Consider the following 22,525-nt stretch of genomic DNA (forward strand, 5'->3'; position numbering starts at 1 on the left):
TCCGAAGCGCACGAAGGAAATTTTCATGACCACGCTTCTCCTGGCCGAACACGACAACCACACCCTGTCCGACCTCACCGCCAAGGCCCTGACGGCCGCGCTCGCCCTCGGCGGCGAGGTGCATGTCCTCGTCGCGGGCGAAAGCGCGACGGCCGTCGCCGAAACGGCCGCCAAGCTCCAGGGCGTCGCCAAGGTGCTCCTCGCCGAAGCGACGCCCTACGCCCATCACCTCGCCGAGCCGCTCGCCGCGCTCATCGTCTCGCTCGCGCCCGGCTACGACGCCGTGGTCGGGCCGTCGACGACGACGGTGAAGAACGTGCTGCCGCGCGTCGCCGCCCTGCTCGACGTGATGCAGATCTCGGACGTCACCGCGGTGCTCGGCGCCGACACGTTCGAGCGGCCGATCTATGCCGGCAACGCCATCCAGACCGTCACCTCGGCCGACGCCAAGAAGATCGTCACCGTGCGCACCGCGTCCTTCGCCTCGGCCGGCGAGGGCGGTTCCGCCGCGATCGAACCGGTGGCGGCCGCGGCCGACCCGGCGCTCTCGACCTTCATCGAGGACAAGCTGGCGACCAGCGACCGGCCGGAGCTCACCTCGGCCAAGATCATCCTGTCCGGCGGACGGGCGCTCGGCTCGAAGGAAAAGTTCGAGGAAGTGATCCTGCCGCTCGCCGACAAGCTTGGCGCGGCGATCGGCGCCTCCCGCGCCGCCGTCGATGCAGGCTATGCGCCGAACGACTGGCAGGTCGGCCAGACCGGCAAGGTCGTCGCGCCGGATCTCTACATCGCCGCCGGCATTTCCGGCGCGATCCAGCATCTGGCCGGCATGAAGGACTCCAAGGTGATCGTCGCGATCAACAAGGACGAGGAGGCGCCGATCTTCCAGGTCGCCGATTACGGCCTGGTGGGCGACCTGTTCACCCTGCTGCCGGAACTGCAGTCCAAGCTCTAGGCCGCGTCGCTTCGCCGCATATGAGACCCGCCGCGGCTGCAGCGGTAAGCACGCGGCGGTAGCGCTTCGACGAAAGACAGTGCCGCGCCCGCTACCGCGGCGCGTCGCCGTGTGAGACAGTGCCCTCCCGTCCGGATCGCCCGGGCGGGCGAGGGTGCGTCCTTGGGGCGCCCATCGTCGGATCGGTTTTTCGCGGGCGCCAGCGCCCGTCCTTGCGTTTGGTATCGGAATCATGGCGGAAGCGCTGAACAAGATCGGCATCGTCGGCGCCGGGCAGATGGGAACGGGCATCGCCCATGTTGTCGCCCTCGCGGGCTACGACGTCACGCTCTACGACGTCTCGCCGGAGCGGGCGATCAAGGGGCTGGAGCGCGTCAGCCGGACGCTCGACCGACAGCTGGCCTCGTCCAAGATCACTGCCGAGGACAAGGCCGCCGCGCTGTCGCGCCTGTCCGCGGCCGGCAGCGTCGGCGATCTCGCCGACATGGACCTCGTCATCGAGGCAGCGACCGAGGACGAGACGGTCAAGCGCAAAATCTACGCGACCGTCTGCCCGGTGCTGAAGGCCGAGGCGATCCTCGCCACCAACACCTCGTCGATCTCGATCACCCGGCTCGCTTCCGCCACCGACCGGCCGGAGCGCTTCATCGGCATCCACTTCATGAACCCGGTGCCGGTGATGAAGCTGGTCGAGCTGGTGCGCGGCATCGCCACCGGCGACGCCACCTTCCTCGCCTCCAAGGCCTTCGTCGCCACGCTCGACAAGACCACCACCGTCTCCGAGGATTTTCCCGCCTTCATCGTCAACCGTATCCTGCTGCCGATGATCAACGAGGCGATCTACACGCTCTACGAGGGCGTCGGCTCGGTCGAGAGCATCGACACGGCGATGAAGCTCGGCGCCAACCACCCGATGGGCCCTCTGCAGCTCGCCGATTTCATCGGCCTCGACACCTGTCTGTCGATCATGCAGGTCCTGCACGACGGCCTCGCCGATTCGAAGTATCGGCCCTGTCCGCTGCTGGTGAAATATGTCGAGGCCGGCTGGCTCGGCCGCAAGACCAACCGCGGCTTCTACGACTACCGCGGCGAGGTGCCGGTCCCGACGCGCTGAGCTGGCGCGACGCCTGTTCCCAGGGAGAGGTGCCGCCGAACTGGCGAATCTCTTTCCTCCGATCACGAAGGGGTTAGCCGATGGACAGGCATGTCCAGATCCCAGTCCCGTATCGGAGACGCTGCACGACCTCCCAGAATAGTCATCCTCGGGCTTGACCCGAGGACCCATGCCGCAGTGGCTCAAGAGCCAAATCGCGTCAGATTGTCATCCTGCACCGTCAACGAAGTCTCGGACGTCTCGGCATGGGTCCTCGGGTCAAGCGCGAGGATGACTATGATCCAAGTGGAGGGCCTCTCTTCGACGGAGGTGCCTCGATCAACGTGCCGGCGTCGCGAAATTCAGCCGCTCTTGTGCATCGCGACGATGAAGACCCTCGGAAACGCCAGCAACCGCTTTCCATCCGCCCGCGGGGGATAGGCCGCATCGATCCGTGCCTGATAGCGCGCGAGAAACAGCGGCCGCAGCGCTTCGGGGAGGACATCGAGGAACGGCCTGAGGCCCGTCGCCTTCAGCCATTCGACGATCGCCGCGGCGTCGTCCATCGGGTGGTGATACGTCGTGCGCCAGACGTCAACAGCGACGGCCGTGGCAGCCAGCATGTCGTAGTAGGCATCGAGCGAGGGCAGCCGGGTGCGAGCCTGGGTGACGTCGCCCATGTGGGGAGCGAAATCCTCTTCGGCGGCGGTGTCGCGCATGGCGACATGCGAGGGCTCGCCGAGATTGTCGGGCATCTGGATGGCTAGCGTGCCGCGGGGGGCGAGAGCCGCGAACAGCCGCGGCAGCAGTGCGGCGTGGTCCGGCACCCATTGCAGAACGGCATTGGCAAAGATCAGATCCGGCGGGGCGTCCGGCGTCCAGGCCGCGACGTCGGCCTCGGCGAAGCGCAGGGCCGGGAGGCGCTGCCGGGCCGCGGCGATCATCGCCGGCGAGCTGTCGAGGCCGAGGATGTCGGCGGCCGGCCAACGCTCGACGAGAAGCTCGGTCGAATTGCCGGGGCCGCAGCCGATGTCGACAGCCCGCTTTACGCCGGCCGGCGGCACCCGGGTGAGAAGGTCCCGGGCCGGCCGCGTCCGCTCGTCCTCGAAGCGCCGGTAGAGATCGGGCTGCCAGTCGGTCGGCGTGGTCGCGCTCGTCATCCCAAACTCGCTGCCAGATCCCAGCTCTCACTGCGTGCGCAGCAGACGCTCCAGATATTCCCGCTCAAGCTGCGGCGACAGCGTGTCGCCCAGGCGGTCGCGGATGGCGTCGAGGATGCGGCGGGCGCGCTGGGTGTCGATCTCGTCGGGCACCTGCACGTCCTGGCCGAAGTCGGCGCCCTGGGTCGAGCGGGGGCGGCCGAGCGGATCGCGGCCCGAGCGCTGCTCGCCGCGGCCGTAGCCCTCGCCCATCTGGCCCTGACCCTGTCCCTGGCCGGGCTGCTGGCCCTGGCCCTGCTGCATCGCTTCCTGCATCTGCTGCATCATGTCCTGGGCGCCCTTGCGCAGCGCCTCCATGGCGCGGCTCTGCTGGCCCACGGCATTGCCGTCGTCGCCCTCGCCGAGCGCCGACTCGGCCTCGCCCATCGCCTCGCCGGCCTCGCCAAGACCTTCGCCGGGCTGCATGCCCATGCCCTTCATCGCCTCCTGCAGCTTTTCGAGGTCCTGGCGCAGCTGCCCCTGCTGTTGCTTCAGGCGGTCGATCTGCTTCTGCAGTTCCTCGGCGCTCATCGGCCCCGGCTGCTGGCCGTCCTGACCCGGCTGGGGCTGGCCGTCCTCGCCCATCTGAGGCTCGCCGCCCTCGTTCAGCTGGCGCTGCATCTGCTGGCGGCCGAGGTCGTAGGTCTGGTCCTTCAACGCCTGCTGCTGGCGCAGCAATTCGCCGAGCTGGTCCATCTGTTGGCGCATGGCGTCCTGCTCGCCTCCCTGCTGCGGCTGGCCCGGCCGCATCGCCTGGAGGTTCTCCATCATCTCCTGCAGCTGCGACAGCATCTGCTGGGCGGCCTCCTTGGCGCCCGACTTCGCCAGTTCCTCGATCCGGTCCATCATCTTGTCGAGGTCGGAGGGACGGATCTCCTGGGCGTTCTGCATCTGCTCCTGCGACATCGGCGGCTGGTTCTTCATCGCCTCGGCCATCGCCTGCATGTATTCCTGCATCGCCTCGCGCAGCTCGGCCATCAGCCTGTCGATCTCGGCGTCGCTCGCGCCGTTCTCCAGCGCCTCGGCGAGGTTCTCGCGGGCGTCGCGCAGCCGCTTCTCGGCGAGCGACAGGTTGCCGTCCTCGATGCCGAGGGCGATCTCCCAGAGGAAGTCGACCGCCGAAACCAGCGCCTCGTCGTTGTCGGCCGCGGCGATGCGGGTGCGCGCGGCGCGCAGCGCGAGGTAGTCGCTGGCGTTCGGGATGGTCTCCTCGCCGCGCATCGTCACGGCATCCAGCATCTCGACGACGCGCGGCGCCGCATTGGCGTCGAGCGCCAACATCCGGCGCTGCTCGATCACCGCGCGGGCGAGCGGCTTGGTGAAGGCGCGCTCGGGCAAAGTGAAGGTCTTCGTCTCCGAGCGTCCCTCCTGTCCGGCATCGTCGGCGACGACGAGGGTCATGGCGACGCGCGCCCCGGCATAGGGGCTGTCCTTCAGTTCGCTCACCGTGCGGCCCTTGCCCTCCGCGTCCCGCGCCCGGCGCGGCAGAGCGAGGTTGATTTCCGGCACCGCGACGAGCGGCCGGGCACCCGGCGCCATGGCTTCCTTCACCTCGATCTCGGCGCGCCCCTTTCGGGCGCCGTAGTCGTCGGCGACGAGGTAGGAGAGCTCGAGCCCGCCGCCGCGCGTTTCGCCGGGCTCGCCGGCATAGGCGACCGTCGGCGGCGTATCCGGAGTCACCACGAAGGACCAGGCGCCGAGGGTGCGGAAGGTGGTGGAGAGGGCCGCCGAGCCGCTGTCGACGAGGCTGAATTCATATTCGCCGGCCGAAGCGGCCGATGCGGCCGAATCCTTTGGACCCGCCGGGGTCGGCTCGTCGGTGGCGCCGGCGTCCGCCTCCGCGTCGCCTGGCACCACGGCCTCAGCGGGCGGGCCCGGCGCGATGGTCGCGGCTTCGCCGCCCGAGGCCGGCGTGTAGGTCAGAGACGCGCCGGCGCCCTCGGAAACGCGGACGGACAGAATGCTGCCGGCCGGCACCTCGATCGGCGTCCCCGCCCGCTCGGCCGCCGCCTCGGTCAGGAAGATCGGCGCGCGGCCGGTATAGGCAGGCGGCGTCACCCAGGCATCGACGCGGCCTTCGACGCCCGGCGCCGCCGTCGGCGCGGCGAAGACATCGCTCACGCGGCCGCCGTTGGAGCCGTAGGAATAACCGAAGGCGGTCACCAGCAGGAGAGCAAGGGCGGCCCGCAGGGCGAACGGGTCGAGACGCTCGGTGCGCGTCCGGGGCGCGCCGCCGGACAGATCGCGCAGGCGGGCGGCCATGCGGTCCTGATGCGCGCGCCAAAGCGCCGCGCCAAAGGCGTCGCCGCCCGCCGGCCGGTCGCTCTGGGCCTGCAAGGGCTGGTGCGCGAGATGGCTCGCCGCCTCGATCCGGCGGTCGACCTCCTCGGCGTCCGGCCTCTTCAAGCGCAGCAGCTTCCAGACGACCACCGCGCCCCCCGCCAGGAGAAGCGCCAGGATGGCCCAGCGCGCCAGCATCGGCAAAGCGGCGAAGAGGCCGAACCAGGAGAGGATCAGGAAGAGCGCGACAAGACCGGCCAGGCCGAGCAGCGGCGGCCAGACCCGCTCCACGACGAGGCCCGCGAAAGCCCGCCGCCGTGCCCAGGACAGTCCCGCAGCGGTCGGCCGCCTTTCGGCGATCCTCATGGAATCTTTGGCCATCCGGCTCGCTCTCGTTCGCGCTGTCGAACCCTCAGGGTAACAGTTTTTGCGGCGAAGGCGAGGCGGTGACCGATCTGTGAAGAGCCAGTCAGATCCCGCCGAGCCAGGGCGGCAGACGGTCGAGAGCGATCAGCTCCTCGAGCGTCTGGCGCGGCCGCACGGCGAAGAAGGCGTCGTCCTTGACCAGAACCTCGGCGACCAGCGGCCGCGAATTGTAGGTGCCGGACTGCACGGCGCCATAGGCGCCGGCCGAGGCGATCGAGATCAGGTCGCCGGCGACAAGCCTCGGCAGCGACCGGTCGCGGGCCATGAAGTCGCCGCTTTCGCACACCGGGCCGACGACGTCGGCGACCATGCGCTCGTCGCTCGAAGGTTCGGCCACGGCCGAAATGTCGTGCCAAGCATCATAGAGCGTCGGGCGGACGAGGTCGTTCATCGCCGCGTCGACGATCACGAAGACCTTGTCGCCGGTGTCCTTCACATAGAGCACGCGCGAGACGAGGATGCCGGCATTGGCGGCGATCAGCCGTCCCGGCTCGAAGATCACCTTGCAGCCGAGATCGCGGACATGGCGCTTCACCGTCTCGGCATAGGCCGTCGGCTCCGGCGGCGGCATGTTGTCCTGGCGATAGGGCACGCCGAGGCCGCCGCCGAGGTCGACATGGCCGATCGCGTGGCCGGCCCGGCGCAGCTGGTCCACCAGGCCGGCGAGGCGGGCGAAGGCGATGTCGAAGGGCTCGAGCTCGGTGATCTGGCTGCCGATGTGCATGTCGATGCCGGCGACGAGGATGCCCGGCAGGTGCCGGGCCCGGTCGTAGACCTCGAACGCCCGGCCATAGGCGATGCCGAACTTGTCGGACTTCTTGCCGGTGGAGATCTTGGCATGGGTCTTGGCATCGACGTCGGGATTGATGCGGAAGGAGACATGCGCGGTCTTGCCGAGCGCGGCGGCGCGGGCCGAAACGAGGTCGAGCTCCGGCTCGGACTCGATGTTGAAGCAGAAGATGCCGGTCTGGAGGCCGAGATCGATCTCGTCGGCGGTCTTGCCGACGCCGGAGAACATGATCTTTTCCGCCGGGACGCCCGCCGTCAGCCCGCGCATCAGCTCGCCGCCGGAGACGACGTCGACGCCGGCACCGAGATCGGCGAGCGTCTTGAGGACGGCCTGGTTGGAATTGGCCTTCATCGCGTAGCAGACGAGCGCGTCGATATCGGCAAAGGCGTCGGCGAAGACGCGGTAGTGCCGGGTCAGCGTCGCGGTCGAATAGCAGTAGAATGGCGTGCCGACGCTCGCGGCGATGCTGGGCAGATCGACGTCCTCGGCATGGAGGACGCCGTCCCGATAGTGGAAATGGTTCATGGCAGGTCTCCGGAGCGCGGGGGCGGTCCGTTGGAGGCAGCAAGGCGGAGAAGCGGGCGGGCCCGCCGCTTCAGTTCAACAGGAAGTCGAGCGGAAACGATTTCTTCGCGGCAGTCGGGTTGCGGTTGACCTCGGCGGGCGAGATCGACAGGCTGCTGTCGCTGCTGCCGGCCAGGCCCGTCGACGTGGCGCCGAGACCGTTGGCGCGCTGGAAATTGGTGATACTGGCGGGCGCGTCCTGGTTGGGCGTGCGCGATTCGCCGATCGGGGTGTCCGTGCGCTGCGGCGGCACGGGCAGGTTCTTGCGGCCGCAGCCACTCAAAGCGAGGGCCGTGGCCAGCACCAGGATCGAAAGATTGAAGCGCCTCATTCCGTCACCCATCGTCAACGCTCCCCCGCAGCCGCGTTCTTGATAGCCGCTCCGGACGGAGAAATCACCTCCCGCGCCGAAAGCAGCCGTGTGCGCCAGTCTGCAACGGCTTTGCGGACGTTGTCGGGCGCGGTCCCGCCAAAGCTCGTCCGGCTGCGGACCGAGGCGTCGACGCCGAGCACGGCGTATACCGCTTCGGTGATGCGGGGCTCGAGCGTCTGCAGCGCGCTGAGCTCCAGCGCCTCGAGGCCGACCTTCTGACTTTCGGCCAGCGCCACGGCGCGGCCGGTGACATGGTGCGCCTCGCGGAAGGGGAGGCCGAGTTCCCGCACCAGCCAGTCGGCGAGATCGGTGGCGGTGGAGAAGCCGTGGCCGGCCGCCGCGCGCATCGCCGCGACGTTGACCGTCATGTCGCCGACCATGCCGGTCGTGGCCGCCAGCGCGATGGCCAGGCTGTCGATGGCGTCGAAGACCTGTTCCTTGTCTTCCTGCATGTCCTTGGAATAGGCGAGCGGCAGGCCCTTCATCACCGTCAGCAGCGAGATCAGTGCGCCGTTGATGCGGCCGGTCTTGGCGCGCACCAGTTCGGCGGCATCGGGATTGCGCTTCTGCGGCATGATCGAGGAGCCGGTCGAGAAGGCGTCGGACAGGCGCACGAAATTGAATTGCGGCGTCGACCAGATCACGATCTCTTCGGCGAGGCGCGACAGGTGCACGGCGGCGATCGAGGCCATCGACAGGAATTCCAACGCGAAGTCGCGGTCGGAGACCGAATCGATCGAGTTGCGCGTCGGCTCGCGGAAGCCGAGCGCCAGGGCCGTCGCGTGGCGGTCGATGGCAAAGCCGGTGCCGGCGAGGGCCGCCGCGCCGAGCGGGCACTCGTCGAGACGGGTGATCGCATCGGCGCAACGCGAACGGTCGCGGGCGGCCATCTCGACATAAGCGAGGCAGTGGTGGCCGAAAGTGACGGGCTGGGCGACCTGCAGATGGGTGAAGCCCGGCATGACCGTGTCGGCATGTTCTTCGGCCCGGTCGAGCAGGGCCTCGATCAGGCGCCCGAAGGCGGCCTCCGCCGCCTGGAACGCGCCCTTGACGTGGAGGCGGAAGTCGACCGCGACCTGGTCGTTACGCGAGCGCGCGGTATGCAGGCGGCCGGCGGCGGGGCCGATGATCTCGGCCAGGCGCGCCTCGACATTCATGTGGATGTCCTCGCGTTCGCGCGAGAAGGCAAAATCGCCGGCGACGATCTCGGCGCGGATGGCCTCGAGGCCCCGGGCGATCTCGGCGGCATCTTCCCGGCCGATGATCCCCTGGTCGGCGAGCATGGCGGCATGCGCCTTGGAACCGTCGATGTCCTCGTGAAAGAGACGCTTGTCGAAATCGATCGAGGCGTTGATCTCCTGCATGATGGCGTCGGGACGCGCGGCGAATCGTCCGCCCCACATTTCATTGCCCACCGGTCTCTCGGTCATCGTGCTACTCGCTCATCAAACACGTGCAAAAAGGTCGCATCGTCATGCCGGAAGAAACCCGTCCCGTCCGCGCATCCCGGAAATTCCTGCGGATCGGCGCGCTGGCGCTGGTCGCGGGGATCGCGGCGGGTGCCGTGGGCATATACGTGAACCAGGCCGGTTCTGGCAATGAACGGACCGCCGCCTGCCCGGCAAACGACGCGCTGAAACAGGCGCTGCTGGCCGAGGCGCGCGGTGAAGTCGCCGCCGTCACGCCGCTGGACGCGCCCTTCGACGTCTCCGCGGTCGCCTTTAAAGACGGTGACGACAAGCCGCTGACCTTGCGCGATTTTGCCGGCAAGACGCTCCTGGTGAACCTCTGGGCGACCTGGTGTGTCCCGTGCCGGCAGGAAATGCCGGCGCTCGACGCGCTCGAGGCGGGGCAGGGCGGGCCCGATTTCGGCGTCATCCCGATCAATGTGGATCTCGGTCCCGCCGACAAGCCGAAGGCCTTCTATGCCGAGACCGGCCTGACCGCGCTGCCCTTCTTCCGCGACCAGACGATGGCCGTCTTCAACGACCTGAAATCGCAAGGGGTGACGATCGGCCTGCCCGTCAGTCTCCTGGTCGACCCCAAGGGCTGCGCCCGGGCGGTGCTGACGGGCCCGGCGGAATGGGCGAGCCCCGACGCCTTGCGCCTGATCACCGCGATGAAGAGCGGCGCCTGAGCCGGCCCGCCGATCGAGACGCGAGCCGAGCGGCGTTCGCGGATCGCCAGGGCCGGATCTCGATCCCGCCGTGAAAGAAGGGCGGCCCTCAGGAAAGCCGTCTCCCGTCAGGCGTAACGGCGGAGCGGGGCCACGGCACCCTCGGCGACGAATCGCGGGGCGCTGAGGGCCTGGCTGACCGCCTTGCGGATCCCGGCGATGGTGAAAGGCTTGTCGACGACGCCGACGATGATGCGCGCCAGATCGTCGGCGGCCTCGCGCTGCTCGGCATAGCCGGTCATCAGGAGAATCGTCAGCGCGGGCCACTGGCCGTTGGCCGCATGGGCGAGTTCGATCCCCGTCATCGCCGGCATGCGGATGTCGGAGAGGAGAAGGTCGTAGCCGCCATCGGCCTCGACGAGGGCTTCCAGCGCGTACTCGCCGTCCTCGGCCGTCTCCACCTGGTGGCCTTCCAGACGCAAGGCGCGCGTCACCAGAAGGCGCACACCCTCATCGTCTTCGGCCACCAGAATTCTTGCCATGTCGCGTCCTCGTCTCGACCGGCCGGGGCGTCAGGCGCGATCTCGGCAGACCCCGCCAGACTTGTCCTGGCATGGCGGGCTTTCCCGAAACTGGCGTCGCCTTGGCTGCCGGCATGAACCCGAGTCTAGGCGCGTGAACCTTAACGAAACGCGATGGCATTGCTTCGACTTGTCTGGATCTGGGCTTCCGCCTCAGTCGACGACCTTGCCGACGAAGGGCAGTTCGCGGAAGGCGTGGGCGACGTCCATGCCATAGCCAACGACGAAATGGTCCGGACAGTCGAAGCCGACATAGTCGGCTGATATATCGGCCTTGCGCTTCATCCGCTTGTCCAGGAGCACGGCGATCTCGACGCCGGCGGCGCCGCGCGACAGCATCAGGTCGTGGGCGAATTTGAGGGTGCGGCCGGATTCCAGAATGTCGTCGATCATCAGGACGGTGCGTCCGGTCACGTCGGTCTCGACGTCGCGCAGGATGCGCACCTGCCCGCCCTCGGTGCCGGCGCCATAGCTCGACAGCGAGATGAACTCGACCTCGGGGGCGAGGCCGGCGCGGTGCATGGCGCGGATGAGATCGGCGGCGAAGACGAAGGAGCCCTTGAGCACAGCCACGACCAGGATCTCGCCAGTGATGCGCCGGGCGATCTCGCCGGCGAGGCGCTCGACCTCCACGGCGATGGTCTCCTGCGAGAACAGCGTCTCGATGTCGCGCCCGCGAACCGTGATCATCGCGGCGACGGCCCGGTGGCGTCGAAACGGACATCGTCGATGAAGTCGACGCTGACATCGCCGCGGGAGCCGGCGGGCACCGCGACGGCGGAGTGGAACGTCAGCGAGCCGCCGGCGGCAAGGCTGGTCGCGCTGGTGGCGAGCATGCGCGTCTGGGTGACGCCGTTGGCCGATTTGAGCGCGATGCGCAGCGGCGGGACGCGTGTGGCCCGGGCGGCGGCATTGTGGATCGTTCCTTCGACCGCCAGAACCGCGCCATCGCCCCGCGCCACGATACGGGCGCTCAGCCCGGCGACGCGGAAGCCGCCCGACTGCACGCCGGCCATGGCCGAACCGACCGGCCCTTCCGGTGCGAGGAACAGGATCGCCGGCAACAGGATCGACAGGGCCATGGCGCCGAGGCCGGCCATGCGTCCGCTGCGCGGCATGGCGCCGGCCGTGTCCTTGAGAAAGAGCGACAGGCCGTCGACACGCGTCGGCGGCGCGAAGCGCTGCGTCGGCTGCGGCTGGAACAGGAGGTCGGCTTCCGGATAGCGGCGGGCCGGAAGCGGGGCCCGTGCCATGGGGTGCTGTCGCCGCTCGAAAATGTAGGCGGTGTCGGTCACCGGCGCGGTCTCGGGCTCGTCGACGGGCGGAAAAATCGGGGCAGCTGCGGCCTCCGGCGATTTGACGCCATGGCGACGAGAGAGGACAACAGCCTCGCCGTCGATGATCCGCGTCGAGGCGGGGCGGGTCGCGTGGGTGGTGGTCGAAGCCGAAGTCTCGGTCATGGCGATCCCCTTGTGTTCAGGAAACGGTAAGGAATTATGGTTAACGAAGGGTGAAGCGGGGACCCCGACTTGTCGTCTCCCGATGGGCTCGAAATGGCCATACTGGCCGCGTTGAGAGGGACGGAACGCTCGGCGCCGGAAGCCGGCGGACGCCTTGTCGCCGGGCCGCGCGGCCGACTTCCGGCAACCATGAACCGAGGAATAACGGGTGATTCGTTTCGAGAATGTCGGTCTGCGCTACGACATGGGGCCGGAAGTGCTCCGCGACCTGACGTTCGAGATCAAGCGTCAGTCCTTCCAGTTCCTGACCGGGCCGTCGGGCGCCGGCAAGACCAGCCTCCTGCGCATGCTGTTCCTGGCGCTGAAGCCGACGCGGGGCCTGATCACCGTGCTCGGCCGCGACGCGTCGACGCTGTCGCGGGCCGACCTGCCGGCCATTCGCCGGCGCATCGGCGTCGTCTTCCAGGATTTTCGCCTGCTCGACCACATGACCACCTATGAGAACGTCGCGCTGCCGCTGAGGGTTCGCGGCAAGGAAGAAGCGAGCTACCGCCAGGACGTGATCGACCTGATCAAATGGGTCGGGCTCGGCGAGCGGATGCACGCTTTGCCGATCGTCCTCTCCGGCGGCGAGAAACAGCGCGCCGCGATCGCCCGGGCGCTGATCGACCAGCCCGACATCCTCCTCGCCGACGAGCCGACCGGCAATGTCGATCCACCGCTCGCCCGCCGCCTGCTGCGGCTGTTCATGGAGCTCAACCGGACGGGAACCGCCGTCATCATCGCCACCCATGATCTCGGGCTGATGGACCAGGTCGAGGCGCGGCGCCTGATCCTCTCCGACGGCAGGCTGGAAATCTATGATTGAGGCGGTGCGGCGCGTGACCCTTCGCGGCTTCGGCCGCCTGGCCGGGCTCGGACGCCGGGACGACCGGCGCCAGACGCCGATCGTGCCCCCCGGCAATGTCGCGGGCCGCGCACTGATGACGGTGATCGGCATCATGACCTTTCTGGCCAGCCTGACGCTCGGCGCGGTCACGCTGGTCTCCGACACCGCTTCGGTCTGGGAAAGCCAGATCTCGCGCGAGATCACCGCCCAGGTGCGGCCGGACGACGGGCTCGACATGGCGGCGGCGCTGGAGACCGTGCGGCAGATCGCTTTGGCGACGCCGGGAATCGCCGGCGTCCAGGTGATGGACGACGCGGCGACGGGACGCCTTCTGTCGCCCTGGCTCGGCGAGGGGCTCGATCTCGACGACCTGCCGGTTCCGCGCCTGGTCCTCATCGCGATCGACGAGGACGCGCCGCCCGATTTCACCGCCCTGCGCACGCGGCTGATCGCCGCGGTGCCACAGGCCAGCCTCGACGATCATCGCGCCTGGGTGTCGCGCCTCGTCACCATGGCGAATGCGACGGTGCTGGTCGGCGCTGCGATCCTCGCGCTGGTGATGATCGCCACGATCCTCACCGTCGTGTTCGCCACCCGCGGCGCCATGACCGGCAATCGGCACATCATCGAGGTGCTGCATTTCGTCGGCGCGCGGGCGAGCTTCATCGCCAACGAATTCCAGGGCCATTTCCTCAGGCTCGGCCTTGTCGGCGCCATGGTTGGGGGATCTGCTGCGGTCCTGGTCTTCCTGCTGATGGGGCTGTGGACCCGGGCGAACCAGGCGACGCCGGAAGCCGATCAGATCAGTGCCCTGTTCGGCTCCTTCGCCATCGGCTGGACCGGCTATGTTGGCGTCATCGTCCTCGTCGCAACCGTCGGCGGCCTGACTGCGTTCACATCGAGGCTGACCGTCAAGCGACAGCTGGCAGCCATCGACATGATTTCACCGGTTGAAGGCTAGGCTGTCGGCCCGAGGGACAGTTCCGCCCCAGTAGAATTCGTTAAGAAAATGCGCCCACTGTTCGCTGGATGAAACAGGATCGCTGATCGCTCAATGGCCTCCACCCGCGCCCCTTCGCTGTCGCTGACCGAGGCCTTTCCCGCCTTCGGCCGGCATGCCTCGGCCGCGACGGCAGCCGAAGCGCGAGGGGCGAGGTCGAGGCGGCGCCCGCAAAGCGGGCTGCGCCGCGCCCTTCTCGGGGTCCTGATGGTGCTCGTTTTGGCGATGGGCTACTTCGCCGGCGGCTTCATCCGCTTCACCCAGGAAGTGGCCGCGCTGGCGACGCCGCAGCGGGTGGCGCCGGCCGACGGGATCGTCGTTCTGACCGGCGGCGCCCTGCGCGTCGACCAGGCGGTGGGACTGTTGAAGGAAGGGCGCGCCAAGCGCCTGTTGATCAGCGGCGTCAACCGCAACACCAGCGTCGGGGCCCTGTCGAAGCTGACGGAGACGGACCGCCGCTGGTTCGATTGCTGCGTCGATCTCGACTACGACGCGCTCAACACCATCGGCAATGCCGAAATGACCGATCAATGGGCGCGCCGGCAGGGCTTCGATGCGCTGATCCTCGTCACCTCGGACTATCACATGCCCCGCACGCTAATGGAGTTCGAGCGCTTCGCCCATGTCGCGGTGATTCGTCCCTATCCCGTAGCCCGGGCCGATCTCTGGGTGGCCGGAGCCATGCCGAGCGGTCTCGGCCTGAAGGTGCTCCTGACGGAATACGTCAAGCTTCTGGCGGCGCGGCTGCGGCTGGCGGCCGGCATGGAGGTCCCGGTGGCGTGGAGCCGCGATGCGGCCGGTGCCGATCGCGCCTCCTGAAATCTCGGTTCGGCGACCCTATCTACGGCGTGTGTCATCGTGCATTGGTGCTGGCGCTGGCGCCGGGCCGACCTGACGCGTGCCAGTATCCGACGAACCGGAATCCTTTCTTTCGATGACCGCCTTCCGCTCGCTTGTCTTTGCTGCCCTGTTCTATCTGAACCTCCTGGGGCACATGGTGATCTTCGCGCCGGCCGTGCTTTTCGGCCCCGATCGCGTGGTCTGGTGGGTTACCAAGAGCTGGGCGCGGCGCAGTCTCTGGCTGCTGAAGGTGGTGACCGGGACCCGCGCGTCGATCACCGGCCAGGAGAACATTCCGGTCGGGGCGGCGCTGATCGCCGCCAAGCACCAGTCCTTCTGGGAAGTCTTCGCGCTGGTGCCCGAGCTCGACCGGCCGACCTTCGTCCTGAAGAAGGAACTGATGAACATTCCGCTGTTCGGCTGGTATTCGCGCCGGCTCGGCATGATCCCCGTCGACCGCGACGGGCGCGGCGCGGCGCTGAATTCGATCCTGGCGGGCGCGCAGAAGGCCGTCGCCGCGGGGCGGCAGATCATCATCTTTCCCGAGGGAACGCGCACGGCGCCGGGCGCCGAGCCGGAATACCGGCCGGGCGTGCATTTCCTCTACACCCGTCTCGGCGTGCCCCTGGTTCCGGTCGCGCTGAATTCGGGCGTCTACTGGCCGCGCGACAGTTTCGTGCGTCGCCAGGGCACGGTGCGGGCCGAGTTCATGCCCGCCATCCCGCCCGGCCTCGACCGCCATGCGCTGCTGCGTCAGGTGAAGGCGGCGATCGAGGGCCGCTCGCTGGGCCTCCTGCGCTCGGCCTATGCCGAGCGCGACGACCTGCCGGTGACGCCCGTCATCGCTGAGCGGCTGCGCGAGACGGCTTGAGGCTCAGAGCCTGGCGACCACCGCTTCGAGCCAAGGGTCCCTGAGACCCATGGCCTGGATTTCCGTCAGCGAGGAGCGGACATAGTCGACATTGGCGCCGGACTGGCCATGCGCGCGGGCGACGACTTCGGCCGCATGCTCGACCGAAACGGTGCCGGCATACTGGCTGTGGCCTCGGTCGACGACGAAGGCGACGGCCCGGACCGGCCGCCCGTCGATGAGGCGCACGGAGGCCGTCACCTCGCGATAAACGTTCGTCACCAGTTCGCGCCCGCGCAGATAGGCGAGCACTGCCGCCTGATCGTCATGCCGCACCCGGAACGCCATCCCGACGCAGGAGCCGCCCCGGTCGAGACCGAAGACGAGGCCCGGACGCTCGGGCGTGCCGCGGTGCACATGCGAGCGCACGCACAAAGAGCGGTGATAGCCGGCGAGGCGCGCCTTGGCGCGCTCCTCGAAGACAAAGCCCGGTCGCCAGATCAGCGAACCATAGCCAAAGACCCATAGATCGTTCATTGCGTGACGGATGGCCTCGGTTGGGGGTCTCTTGGGACTGCACAAAAGGGATCGACATGACGCAGTCAAGTGACGAGACGGCCTCGGGCGCGCGGCGCGTCTTCGCGTGGATCGTGGTGGTCGTGGTCGTGCTGGCTGCCGCCCTGACCGGCGCCTGGTACTATCTCGCCAACCGCCTCGACATCGCCGTCCGCGCCGGGATCGAGACGGCCGGCGGGCAGGGGGTGGGGATCACCTGCGACAACCGGGCGGTGTTCGGCTACCCGTTCCGCCTCGGCCTGCGGTGCGACGCGCTGCACGTCAACGCGCCGGCCAAGGATCTCAGGGCCGATGGCGGCGAGCTCCGCACGGCGGCGCAGATCTATCAGCCGAACAAGGTGATTGCCGAACTCGACGGACCGCTGATCATCGATGCGCCGGCGGCGCCGCCGCTCGACATCCGCTGGCGCCTCGCCCAGGCCAGCATGACCTTCTGGACGGAGGGTCTCGACCATTTCGCCCTGGTTCTGCAAGAGCCGGTCGTGGCGCTCAGCGAGCCGGCGGAGGGCAGTCGCGCCCTCGTCCAGTCCGATCATGTCGAAGTGCACGCCCGTCGCCGCGAGGGAAGCCTGGACCTGGCCGTCACCGACCGGGGCGTGAGGGTCCTCGGACCGGCTCTCGAGACGCTTCCGGTCTTCGACGCCAGCCTCGACCTCACCGTCGACGGCGCGGCGGACTGGCTGTCCGGCCGTCGCATCGGCACCACGCCGGGGGAGGCGCTGGCCGGCCGGAGCGGCACGCTGCGCTCGCTGCGGCTGGCGCTGACGGGCGACGGCGGGGGCAGCGCGGAGGTCTCCGGTCCGTTCCGCTTCGCCGACGACCACACGGTGTCCGGCCAGTTCGACATCGTCGTCACCGACCCGGGCGCCATCGCCGCGCTCGTTGCAGAGATCGCGCCCCAGGCGGCGCCCATCGCCGGCTCGATCGCCTCGGGCATCGCCTTTGCCGGAAAGACGGAGAACGGCCGCACGACCATCCGCATCACCGTCACGGATGGTCAGGCGATGCTCGGCGTCATTCCGCTGGGGGCGCTTCCCCCGTTGCGCTGATCTCCGTCGCTGCCGGCGTCGGCGTGGCGGCCCCGCCGGCGGCGCCGGGGCTGGCTGCCCGGTGCAGCGGCTGGCGGCCGAAATTCGGCGCGTCGGTATCCTGCCCGGCCTCGACGATCGAGCGGCGGATCGCCCGGGTGCGGGTGAACAGCGCATGCAGCGCGTCGCCGTCGCCCCAGCGGATCGCCCGCTGCAGCGAGGCGAGGTCCTCCGAAAAACGCGCCAGCATTTCCAGGACGGCATCGCGGTTGTTGAGGAAGACGTCGCGCCACATCGTCGGGTCGGAGGCGGCGATGCGGGTGAAATCGCGAAAGCCGGAGGCCGAGAACTTCACCACTTCCGACTGCGTCACGGTCTCGAGGTCGGCGGCGGTGCCGACGATGTTGTAGGCGATGAGATGCGGGACATGGCTGACGATGGCCAGCACCAGGTCGTGATGCTCGGGCGTCATCGTCTCGACCCGGGCGCCGCAGGCCTGCCAGAACGAAGTCAACTGCGCGACCGGCTCGGGCGGCGTTCCGGGAACCGGCGTCAGGATGGTCCAGCGGCCCTCGAACAGTTCGAGAAAGCCGGCGTCCGGCCCGGATTGTTCCGTGCCGGCGATCGGGTGGGCCGGGATGAAGTGGACGTTCTCCGGCAGGTGCGGCTGCATCTGCTCGACCACCGAGGCCTTGACCGAGCCGACGTCCGAGACGATGGCGCCGGGCTTCAGGGCGGCGGCGATCTGCTTCGTCACGGCGCCGGAAGCGCCGACCGGGACCGACAGGATGACGAGATCGGCCCCCGCCACCGCGTCGGCGGGGTCGGCGTGAAAACTGTCGCCGAGACCCAGCGTTTTCGCGCGCGCCAGCGTCTCGGCGCTGCGCGTCGAGATCGCGACGTGGCGGGCAAGACCGCGGTCGCGGATGTTGATGGCGATCGACGAGCCGATGAGGCCGATGCCGACGAGGGCGATGCGGTCGAACAGCGGCTCGCTCATGTCGCAGGCCGCCCGAGGAAGTCGGCGAGCGTGGCGACGACGCCGCGATTGGCCTCCTCGCTGCCGATCGTCAGCCGCATCGCATTGGGAAAGCCGTAGCCGGTGACGCGGCGCAGGATGAAGCCGCGCTCCGTCAGATAGGCGTCCGCCTCGGCGGCGCCGAAACCCGGCTCCTCCGGAAAGTGCACGAGCAGGAAATTGCCGACGCTCGGCGTCACCTTGAGGTCGAGGGCCTCGAGCCGCCCGGTCAGCCATTCCAGCCACTGGCTGTTGTGGGCGACGGCCCGCTCGACATGGGCGCGGTCGCCAATCGCCGCCGCGCCCGCCGCGATGGCGAGCGCATTGATGTTGAACGGGCCGCGGATGCGGTTCAGCGCGTCGACGATGGCCTCGGGCGCATACATCCAGCCGACGCGCAGCGCGGCCAGGCCATGGATCTTGGAGAAGGTGCGCGTCATCACGACGTTCGCCGCCTCCGAGGCCAGCTCGATGCCGGCGCCGTAGTCGTTGCGGCGGACATATTCGGCATAGGCCGCGTCGAGGACGAGGATGACATGGCCGGGGAGCCCGGCATGCAGCCGCCGCACTTCGTCGAAGGGCAGATAGGTGCCGGTCGGGTTGTTCGGATTGGCAAGGAAGACGAGCTTGGTGCGCTCCGTGACGCAGGAAAGGATCGCGTCGACGTCCGCCCGTGCGTCCGTCTCGCGCGCGACGACCGGCGTGCCGCCGGCGGCGCGGATGTAGATATCGTAGACGAGAAAGCCGTGCTCGGTGTGGATGGCCTCGTCGCCGGGCGCGAGGTAGGCGCTGCACAGAAGTCCGAGCAGTTCGTCCGAGCCGTTGCCGCAGAGGATGTTGGCGGGGTTCAACCCGTGGGCCTCGGCGATGGCATGGCGCAGCGCCGTCGCCTGTCCGTCCGGATAGAGCTCGAGATGGGCGATGGCCGCCTGCATGGCTTCCACGGCGCGCGGCGAGGGGCCGATCGGCGTCTCGTTGGAGGAGAGCTTGTGCAGCGGGATGCCCTTGGGCGCCGCGCTCTTGCCCGGCACATAGGCCTCGATATCCAGGATGCCGGGCTTGGGGGCCGGGAGCGCGCCAGAAGTCATGATCGTGGTCCTTCCAGGAAGGGAATGCGCAGGCGGCTTTCAGCCGTGGATGCGAAACGGTGCCGCATAGCCGCCGACCGGCCTTATGTCGAGGCCCAGAGCCTTCGCCTCGCTTTGCAGGGCGGCCGCATCGGTGGTGGCGACGAGGAGGGAGCTGGAGGCATCCCAATGCTCGGCGGCGATCGTCTCGGCCGAACCGGCGGTGAGCATCGGGCTCGCTGTGAGCGTCGCCACCGCGCGCGTGGGGCCGGAGACGATGAGACAGTCGACTTCGAACGGCACGGGATCGGCGAGCGGCGGCGCCAGCACCAGGGCCGGCGCTCCGGCTTCGCGCCCTTCCGTCTCGAAGAAGGGAAGGCGGGCGACGATCTGGCCGGTGGTGAGTCCTTCCCACCAGGCGGCAGCCTGCTCGCCCAGCATGACGACGCCGAGACGGTCGCCGCCTTCCTCGATCCATTCGACCACGTCGTCGGCGCTCTCGCAGGGCAGGACCGGGACGGAGAAGCCGAAGGTGAAGCGGGCCGCCTCGATCGCCGCCACGCAGTCACTCGCCGTCGACACCGCGACCTCGAACGGCGCCTGCAGGGCGGTGAAGGTGGAGATGATCTCGCGCCAGAGATGCTCGATCGCCGTCAGCGGCAGATGGCCCTGGTGGCGCTGCGCCAGGCGCCGCATCATGTCGGCCTCGCGTCCCGGACGGAAGGCGGCGCCGTTGCGGGCGGTGCCTTTCACCTCGATGAGCTCGTCGATCACCATCGCGCGCTGCATCAGGAGGCGATGCACCGACTCGTCGATCGCGTCGATCTTGGCGCGCAGTTCGGCGAGCCTCGAAGGGTCCGCAGCCGTCAGGGCCGTCATTGTCCACCTCTGTTCTGTCTTGGCATGTGCGCCCTTCTACCGGGCGCGGCAGGGGTTGCAAAGCCACCGGGCCACCGGCGAAAACTTGCGTTGGCCGCCGGACCGTGTTGATGCTCGGCCAATTCCCCCGGCAAGCGGACCCGCTCTTTCATGACGATCATCGCCAATCCCCCGCCAGCCGAGACGGAGGACGTCGCCCGCCGCGAGGCGCGCGAGCCGTCGAGCCTCGTGGCGCGCTTCGGCCCGGACGAGCCCTTGCGGCTGGATGCCGGCCGGTCGCTGGCGCCCTTCCAGATCGCCTATACGACGCATGGGACACTCAACGCCGAGCGATCGAACGCCATCCTGATCTGCCACGCGCTGACCGGCGACCAATATGTCGCGAGCCCCAATCCGGTGACCGGCAAGGGCGGCTGGTGGGCGGCTCTGGTGGGCCCTGGCAAGCCGATCGACACCGACAAGTATTTCGTCGTCTGCTCCAATGTCATCGGCGGCTGCATGGGCTCGACGGGCCCGGCCTCGATCGACCCGGCGACGGGCGAGCCCTACGCGCTCGATCTGCCGGTGCTGACCATCCGCGACATGGTGAGGGCGCAGGCGATGCTGGTCGACCGCCTCGGCATCGACACGCTGTTTGCCGTCGTCGGCGGGTCGATGGGCGGCATGCAGGTGCTGGAATGGACGGTGAGCTATCCCGGCCGGGTCTTCGCCGCGCTGCCGATCGCCACGGGCGCCCGGCATTCCTCGCAGAACATCGCCTTCCACGAGGTCGGCCGGCAGGCAGTCATGGCCGATCCCGACTGGCAGGCCGGGCGCTACATCGCCGCCGGCACCCGCCCGCACAAGGGCCTCGCCGTCGCGCGCATGGCCGCGCACGTCACCTATCTCTCGGAGGCCGCCCTGCAGCGCAAGTTCGGCCGCAACCTCCAGGACCGCACGCAGCTCGGCTTCGGCTTCGACGCCGATTTCCAGATCGAGAGCTATCTGCGCTACCAGGGCATGACCTTCGTCGACCGCTTCGACGCCAATTCCTATCTCTACATGACGCGGGCGATGGACTATTTCGACATTGCGGCCGATTACGGCGGCAGCCTCGCCGACGCCTTCCGCAACACCCGCACGCGCTTCTGCCTCGTCTCCTTCACCTCCGACTGGCTGTTTCCGACGGAAGAGAACCGCGCCGTGGTGCATGCTCTGAATGCGGCCGCCGCCTCGGTCTCCTTCGTCGAGATCGACACCGACCGCGGCCACGACGCCTTCCTCCTGGAAGAGCCGGATTTCTTCGCGGCGATCGAGGGCTTCATCTCCTCGGCGGCGCGCATGCGGGGGCTTACCTGATGGACGCACACGCAAGCGGCACCCCGCTTCCCACCAGCAACGCCGTCCTGGCCGAGCCGTCGCAGCGCATCGACCTGCAGCTGATCGCCGATCTCGTCACCCCCGGCTCGCGGGTGCTCGACGTCGGCTGCGGCGACGGCTCGCTGTTGGAGCTGCTGCAACGCCGGCGCAATGTCGACGGCCGCGGCGTCGAGCTCAGCCAGGCCGGCGTCAACGAATGCGTCGCGCGCGGCCTCTCCGTCATCCAGGGCGACGCCGACCGCGACCTCGTGCACTATCCCGACGACGCCTTCGACTACGTGATCCTCTCGCAGACCATCCAGGCGACGCGCAATCCGAAGATCGTCCTGTCGGAGCTCTTGCGCATCGGCGAGCGGGCGATCGTCTCGTTTCCGAATTTCGGCCACTGGTCGATCCGCCTGGCGCTCGGCTTCACCGGGCGAATGCCGGTGACGAAGAACGTCTCCTACAGCTGGTACGAGACGCCCAATATCCACTTCTGCACCATGCGCGACTTCGTCGAGCTGACCGAGGAGATCGGCGCCAAGATCGAGACGGCGATGGCCATCAACGCCACCGGCCAGAAGATGGGCATGCGCATGCCCTGGGCGTTCTGGAACCTGTTCGGCCAGCAGGGCGTGTTCGTGCTCAGCCGGTAGCGGGGCGCGTCATTTCGGGAGGAAGCCGCGGTTGTGCGTATCGTCTTCGATCCCGCCAAGGATGCGACCAATATCGCGAAACACGGCATTTCCCTGGCGCGGGCCGAGGATCTCGAGATCTTGGCGTTCCTCGTCGATGACCGGCACGACTACGGCGAAGCTCGATTCCGCGCCTTTGGCCTCATCGACGGCGTGGCGCATTGTCTTGTCTACGCCGTCCGCGAGGGACATATTCGGGCCATCAGCCTTCGCCGTGCGCATTCAAAGGAAATGAGGCGCCATGTCACCCGATCCGATTATCGATGACGACAATCCGGAGTGGACGGACGCTGACTTCGCTCGGGCGCAGACGGCCGACACTCTGCCGCCGGAAGTTCTGGCGGCATTCCCGCGCACCGCAAGGGGAGCAGAAGCCAAGGTTTCGGTCGCGATCAGCGCGGACGTCGTCAGATCTTTCCAAGCCGCGGGCGCGGACTGGGAAAGCCGTATCGACGAGGTTCTTCGCAAGGCGATCGCCGGATAGATCTGTCGGCCTCCGCCGTTA

The 22,525-nt window shown here is 68.6% G+C and carries 24 protein-coding genes; 12 read left to right on the top strand and 12 right to left on the bottom strand.

The annotated features are described in order from the left end of the window. Positions 1–25: 25 nt before the first annotated feature. A complete protein-coding gene (locus IEX88_RS19570; protein ID WP_188853948.1) occupies positions 26–955 on the top strand; it encodes an electron transfer flavoprotein subunit alpha/FixB family protein in 930 nt (309 codons plus the stop codon). A gap of 232 nt (positions 956–1,187) precedes the next feature. Next, complete coding sequence (locus IEX88_RS19575; protein WP_188853950.1) at positions 1,188–2,069, top strand: 3-hydroxybutyryl-CoA dehydrogenase; 882 nt, start codon at positions 1,188–1,190, stop codon at positions 2,067–2,069. Positions 2,070–2,410: 341 nt separating this feature from the next. On the opposite strand, the gene tam is transcribed toward IEX88_RS19575, so the two are convergent. The 5 genes from tam to argH all read right to left on the bottom strand — a co-directional run bounded on the left by tam (position 2,411) and on the right by argH (position 9,110). Next, positions 2,411–3,208, bottom strand: a complete 798-nt coding sequence (gene tam, locus IEX88_RS19580) for a trans-aconitate 2-methyltransferase (RefSeq protein WP_188853952.1) — start codon at positions 3,206–3,208, stop codon at positions 2,411–2,413. Between the two features lie 27 nt (positions 3,209–3,235). Then, complete coding sequence (locus IEX88_RS19585) at positions 3,236–5,908, bottom strand: TIGR02302 family protein (RefSeq protein ID WP_244640374.1); 2,673 nt, start codon at positions 5,906–5,908, stop codon at positions 3,236–3,238. Positions 5,909–5,996: 88 nt separating this feature from the next. Next, positions 5,997–7,268 carry a diaminopimelate decarboxylase gene (gene lysA / locus IEX88_RS19590; RefSeq protein WP_188853954.1) on the bottom strand — a complete coding sequence of 424 codons (1,272 nt, stop codon included), beginning with the start codon at positions 7,266–7,268 and terminating at the stop codon, positions 5,997–5,999. A 70-nt stretch (positions 7,269–7,338) separates the two neighbouring features. Then, positions 7,339–7,650, bottom strand: coding sequence for a lipoprotein (locus IEX88_RS19595; protein ID WP_188853956.1), 312 nt, complete (start codon positions 7,648–7,650; stop codon positions 7,339–7,341). Between the two features lie 2 nt (positions 7,651–7,652). After that, the gene (gene argH / locus IEX88_RS19600) at positions 7,653–9,110 is read right to left on the bottom strand and encodes an argininosuccinate lyase (RefSeq protein ID WP_188853958.1); all 1,458 of its coding nucleotides are present in this window, start codon (positions 9,108–9,110) and stop codon (positions 7,653–7,655) included. Between the two features lie 44 nt (positions 9,111–9,154). On the opposite strand from argH, the gene tlpA reads away from it, so the two are divergent. Next, positions 9,155–9,817 (top strand): thiol:disulfide interchange protein TlpA, encoded by a 663-nt coding sequence (tlpA, locus tag IEX88_RS19605; protein ID WP_188853959.1) that lies wholly within the window; start codon positions 9,155–9,157, stop codon positions 9,815–9,817. Between the two features lie 107 nt (positions 9,818–9,924). Here the strand turns inward: tlpA and IEX88_RS19610 are convergent, their stop codons facing one another. The 3 genes from IEX88_RS19610 to IEX88_RS19620 all read right to left on the bottom strand — a co-directional run bounded on the left by IEX88_RS19610 (position 9,925) and on the right by IEX88_RS19620 (position 11,837). After that, entirely contained in the window at positions 9,925–10,338 is a 414-nt protein-coding gene (locus IEX88_RS19610; RefSeq protein ID WP_188853961.1) for a response regulator, read from the bottom strand. 192 nt (positions 10,339–10,530) lie between these two features. Beyond that, positions 10,531–11,067: a hypoxanthine phosphoribosyltransferase gene (hpt, locus tag IEX88_RS19615; RefSeq protein ID WP_188853963.1), complete on the bottom strand. Its 537-nt coding sequence runs from the start codon at positions 11,065–11,067 to the stop codon at positions 10,531–10,533. Next, positions 11,064–11,837 (bottom strand): hypothetical protein, encoded by a 774-nt coding sequence (locus IEX88_RS19620; RefSeq protein ID WP_188853965.1) that lies wholly within the window; start codon positions 11,835–11,837, stop codon positions 11,064–11,066. Before IEX88_RS19620 ends, hpt begins: the two co-directional genes overlap by 4 nt. A gap of 208 nt (positions 11,838–12,045) precedes the next feature. Between IEX88_RS19620 and ftsE the strand changes: the two genes are divergently transcribed. The 4 genes from ftsE to IEX88_RS19640 all read left to right on the top strand — a co-directional run bounded on the left by ftsE (position 12,046) and on the right by IEX88_RS19640 (position 15,437). Beyond that, positions 12,046–12,705: a cell division ATP-binding protein FtsE gene (ftsE, locus tag IEX88_RS19625; RefSeq protein ID WP_188853967.1), complete on the top strand. Its 660-nt coding sequence runs from the start codon at positions 12,046–12,048 to the stop codon at positions 12,703–12,705. Continuing rightward, a complete protein-coding gene (locus IEX88_RS19630; protein WP_188853969.1) occupies positions 12,698–13,687 on the top strand; it encodes a cell division protein FtsX in 990 nt (329 codons plus the stop codon). Before ftsE ends, IEX88_RS19630 begins: the two co-directional genes overlap by 8 nt. Positions 13,688–13,780: 93 nt before the next feature. After that, positions 13,781–14,545, top strand: coding sequence for a YdcF family protein (locus IEX88_RS19635; RefSeq protein ID WP_188853971.1), 765 nt, complete (start codon positions 13,781–13,783; stop codon positions 14,543–14,545). Between the two features lie 115 nt (positions 14,546–14,660). Next, the gene (locus IEX88_RS19640) at positions 14,661–15,437 is read left to right on the top strand and encodes a lysophospholipid acyltransferase family protein (RefSeq protein ID WP_188853972.1); all 777 of its coding nucleotides are present in this window, start codon (positions 14,661–14,663) and stop codon (positions 15,435–15,437) included. A 3-nt stretch (positions 15,438–15,440) separates the two neighbouring features. On the opposite strand, the gene IEX88_RS19645 is transcribed toward IEX88_RS19640, so the two are convergent. Beyond that, a complete protein-coding gene (locus IEX88_RS19645; RefSeq protein WP_188853973.1) occupies positions 15,441–15,953 on the bottom strand; it encodes a gamma-glutamylcyclotransferase in 513 nt (170 codons plus the stop codon). A 56-nt stretch (positions 15,954–16,009) separates the two neighbouring features. Here IEX88_RS19645 and IEX88_RS19650 point away from each other — a divergent pair, with 56 nt between their 5' ends. Further along, a complete protein-coding gene (locus IEX88_RS19650) occupies positions 16,010–17,041 on the top strand; it encodes a DUF2125 domain-containing protein (protein WP_188853974.1) in 1,032 nt (343 codons plus the stop codon). Here the strand turns inward: IEX88_RS19650 and IEX88_RS19655 are convergent. The 3 genes from IEX88_RS19655 to pheA are packed head-to-tail and all read right to left on the bottom strand — an operon-like array spanning position 17,007 to position 19,984. Continuing rightward, on the bottom strand, positions 17,007–18,020 hold the full coding sequence (locus tag IEX88_RS19655) for a prephenate/arogenate dehydrogenase family protein (RefSeq protein ID WP_188853975.1): 1,014 nt from the start codon (positions 18,018–18,020) through the stop codon (positions 17,007–17,009). The two genes, IEX88_RS19650 and IEX88_RS19655, sit on opposite strands and share 35 nt — an antisense overlap. Beyond that, complete coding sequence (hisC, locus tag IEX88_RS19660; protein ID WP_188853976.1) at positions 18,017–19,126, bottom strand: histidinol-phosphate transaminase; 1,110 nt, start codon at positions 19,124–19,126, stop codon at positions 18,017–18,019. Before hisC ends, IEX88_RS19655 begins: the two co-directional genes overlap by 4 nt. Positions 19,127–19,165: 39 nt before the next feature. Further along, positions 19,166–19,984: a chorismate mutase gene (pheA, locus tag IEX88_RS19665; protein ID WP_188853977.1), complete on the bottom strand. Its 819-nt coding sequence runs from the start codon at positions 19,982–19,984 to the stop codon at positions 19,166–19,168. A 150-nt stretch (positions 19,985–20,134) separates the two neighbouring features. Between pheA and metX the strand changes: the two genes are divergently transcribed. From metX to IEX88_RS19685, 4 genes are read left to right on the top strand one after another with little or no spacing between them, the layout of a single operon-like run. Continuing rightward, positions 20,135–21,322 carry a homoserine O-acetyltransferase MetX gene (metX, locus tag IEX88_RS19670; RefSeq protein WP_188853980.1) on the top strand — a complete coding sequence of 396 codons (1,188 nt, stop codon included), beginning with the start codon at positions 20,135–20,137 and terminating at the stop codon, positions 21,320–21,322. Further along, a complete protein-coding gene (gene metW, locus IEX88_RS19675; protein ID WP_188853982.1) occupies positions 21,322–21,981 on the top strand; it encodes a methionine biosynthesis protein MetW in 660 nt (219 codons plus the stop codon). Before metX ends, metW begins: the two co-directional genes overlap by 1 nt. Before the next feature lie 33 nt (positions 21,982–22,014). Then, complete coding sequence (locus IEX88_RS19680) at positions 22,015–22,287, top strand: BrnT family toxin (protein WP_188853984.1); 273 nt, start codon at positions 22,015–22,017, stop codon at positions 22,285–22,287. Then, on the top strand, positions 22,262–22,504 hold the full coding sequence (locus IEX88_RS19685) for a BrnA antitoxin family protein (protein WP_188853986.1): 243 nt from the start codon (positions 22,262–22,264) through the stop codon (positions 22,502–22,504). The genes IEX88_RS19680 and IEX88_RS19685 overlap by 26 nt, the downstream gene beginning before the upstream one ends. Positions 22,505–22,525 lie beyond the last annotated feature (21 nt).

This window comes from Aureimonas glaciei, from assembly GCF_014643375.1.
Taxonomy (GTDB): Bacteria; Pseudomonadota; Alphaproteobacteria; order Rhizobiales; family Rhizobiaceae; genus Plantimonas; species Plantimonas glaciei.

Excerpts from the sequence above, each read along its gene's own strand:
- IEX88_RS19570 (WP_188853948.1), top strand. The coding sequence starts at position 26 with ATGACCACGCTTCTCCTGGCCGAACACGACAACCACACCCTGTCCGAC.
- IEX88_RS19645 (WP_188853973.1), bottom strand. The coding sequence starts at position 15,953 with ATGAACGATCTATGGGTCTTTGGCTATGGTTCGCTGATCTGGCGACCG.
- lysA (WP_188853954.1), bottom strand. The coding sequence starts at position 7,268 with ATGAACCATTTCCACTATCGGGACGGCGTCCTCCATGCCGAGGACGTC.
- IEX88_RS19655 (WP_188853975.1), bottom strand. The coding sequence starts at position 18,020 with ATGAGCGAGCCGCTGTTCGACCGCATCGCCCTCGTCGGCATCGGCCTC.
- tam (WP_188853952.1), bottom strand. The coding sequence starts at position 3,208 with ATGACGAGCGCGACCACGCCGACCGACTGGCAGCCCGATCTCTACCGG.
- IEX88_RS19640 (WP_188853972.1), top strand. The coding sequence starts at position 14,661 with ATGACCGCCTTCCGCTCGCTTGTCTTTGCTGCCCTGTTCTATCTGAAC.
- hisC (WP_188853976.1), bottom strand. The coding sequence starts at position 19,126 with ATGACTTCTGGCGCGCTCCCGGCCCCCAAGCCCGGCATCCTGGATATC.
- IEX88_RS19610 (WP_188853961.1), bottom strand. The coding sequence starts at position 10,338 with ATGGCAAGAATTCTGGTGGCCGAAGACGATGAGGGTGTGCGCCTTCTG.
- IEX88_RS19595 (WP_188853956.1), bottom strand. The coding sequence starts at position 7,650 with ATGGGTGACGGAATGAGGCGCTTCAATCTTTCGATCCTGGTGCTGGCC.
- metW (WP_188853982.1), top strand. The coding sequence starts at position 21,322 with ATGGACGCACACGCAAGCGGCACCCCGCTTCCCACCAGCAACGCCGTC.
- metX (WP_188853980.1), top strand. The coding sequence starts at position 20,135 with ATGACGATCATCGCCAATCCCCCGCCAGCCGAGACGGAGGACGTCGCC.
- IEX88_RS19630 (WP_188853969.1), top strand. The coding sequence starts at position 12,698 with ATGATTGAGGCGGTGCGGCGCGTGACCCTTCGCGGCTTCGGCCGCCTG.
- tlpA (WP_188853959.1), top strand. The coding sequence starts at position 9,155 with ATGCCGGAAGAAACCCGTCCCGTCCGCGCATCCCGGAAATTCCTGCGG.
- IEX88_RS19650 (WP_188853974.1), top strand. The coding sequence starts at position 16,010 with ATGACGCAGTCAAGTGACGAGACGGCCTCGGGCGCGCGGCGCGTCTTC.
- IEX88_RS19575 (WP_188853950.1), top strand. The coding sequence starts at position 1,188 with ATGGCGGAAGCGCTGAACAAGATCGGCATCGTCGGCGCCGGGCAGATG.
- IEX88_RS19685 (WP_188853986.1), top strand. The coding sequence starts at position 22,262 with ATGTCACCCGATCCGATTATCGATGACGACAATCCGGAGTGGACGGAC.
- argH (WP_188853958.1), bottom strand. The coding sequence starts at position 9,110 with ATGACCGAGAGACCGGTGGGCAATGAAATGTGGGGCGGACGATTCGCC.
- hpt (WP_188853963.1), bottom strand. The coding sequence starts at position 11,067 with ATGATCACGGTTCGCGGGCGCGACATCGAGACGCTGTTCTCGCAGGAG.
- IEX88_RS19585 (WP_244640374.1), bottom strand. The coding sequence starts at position 5,908 with ATGGCCAAAGATTCCATGAGGATCGCCGAAAGGCGGCCGACCGCTGCG.
- IEX88_RS19635 (WP_188853971.1), top strand. The coding sequence starts at position 13,781 with ATGGCCTCCACCCGCGCCCCTTCGCTGTCGCTGACCGAGGCCTTTCCC.
- IEX88_RS19620 (WP_188853965.1), bottom strand. The coding sequence starts at position 11,837 with ATGACCGAGACTTCGGCTTCGACCACCACCCACGCGACCCGCCCCGCC.
- pheA (WP_188853977.1), bottom strand. The coding sequence starts at position 19,984 with ATGACGGCCCTGACGGCTGCGGACCCTTCGAGGCTCGCCGAACTGCGC.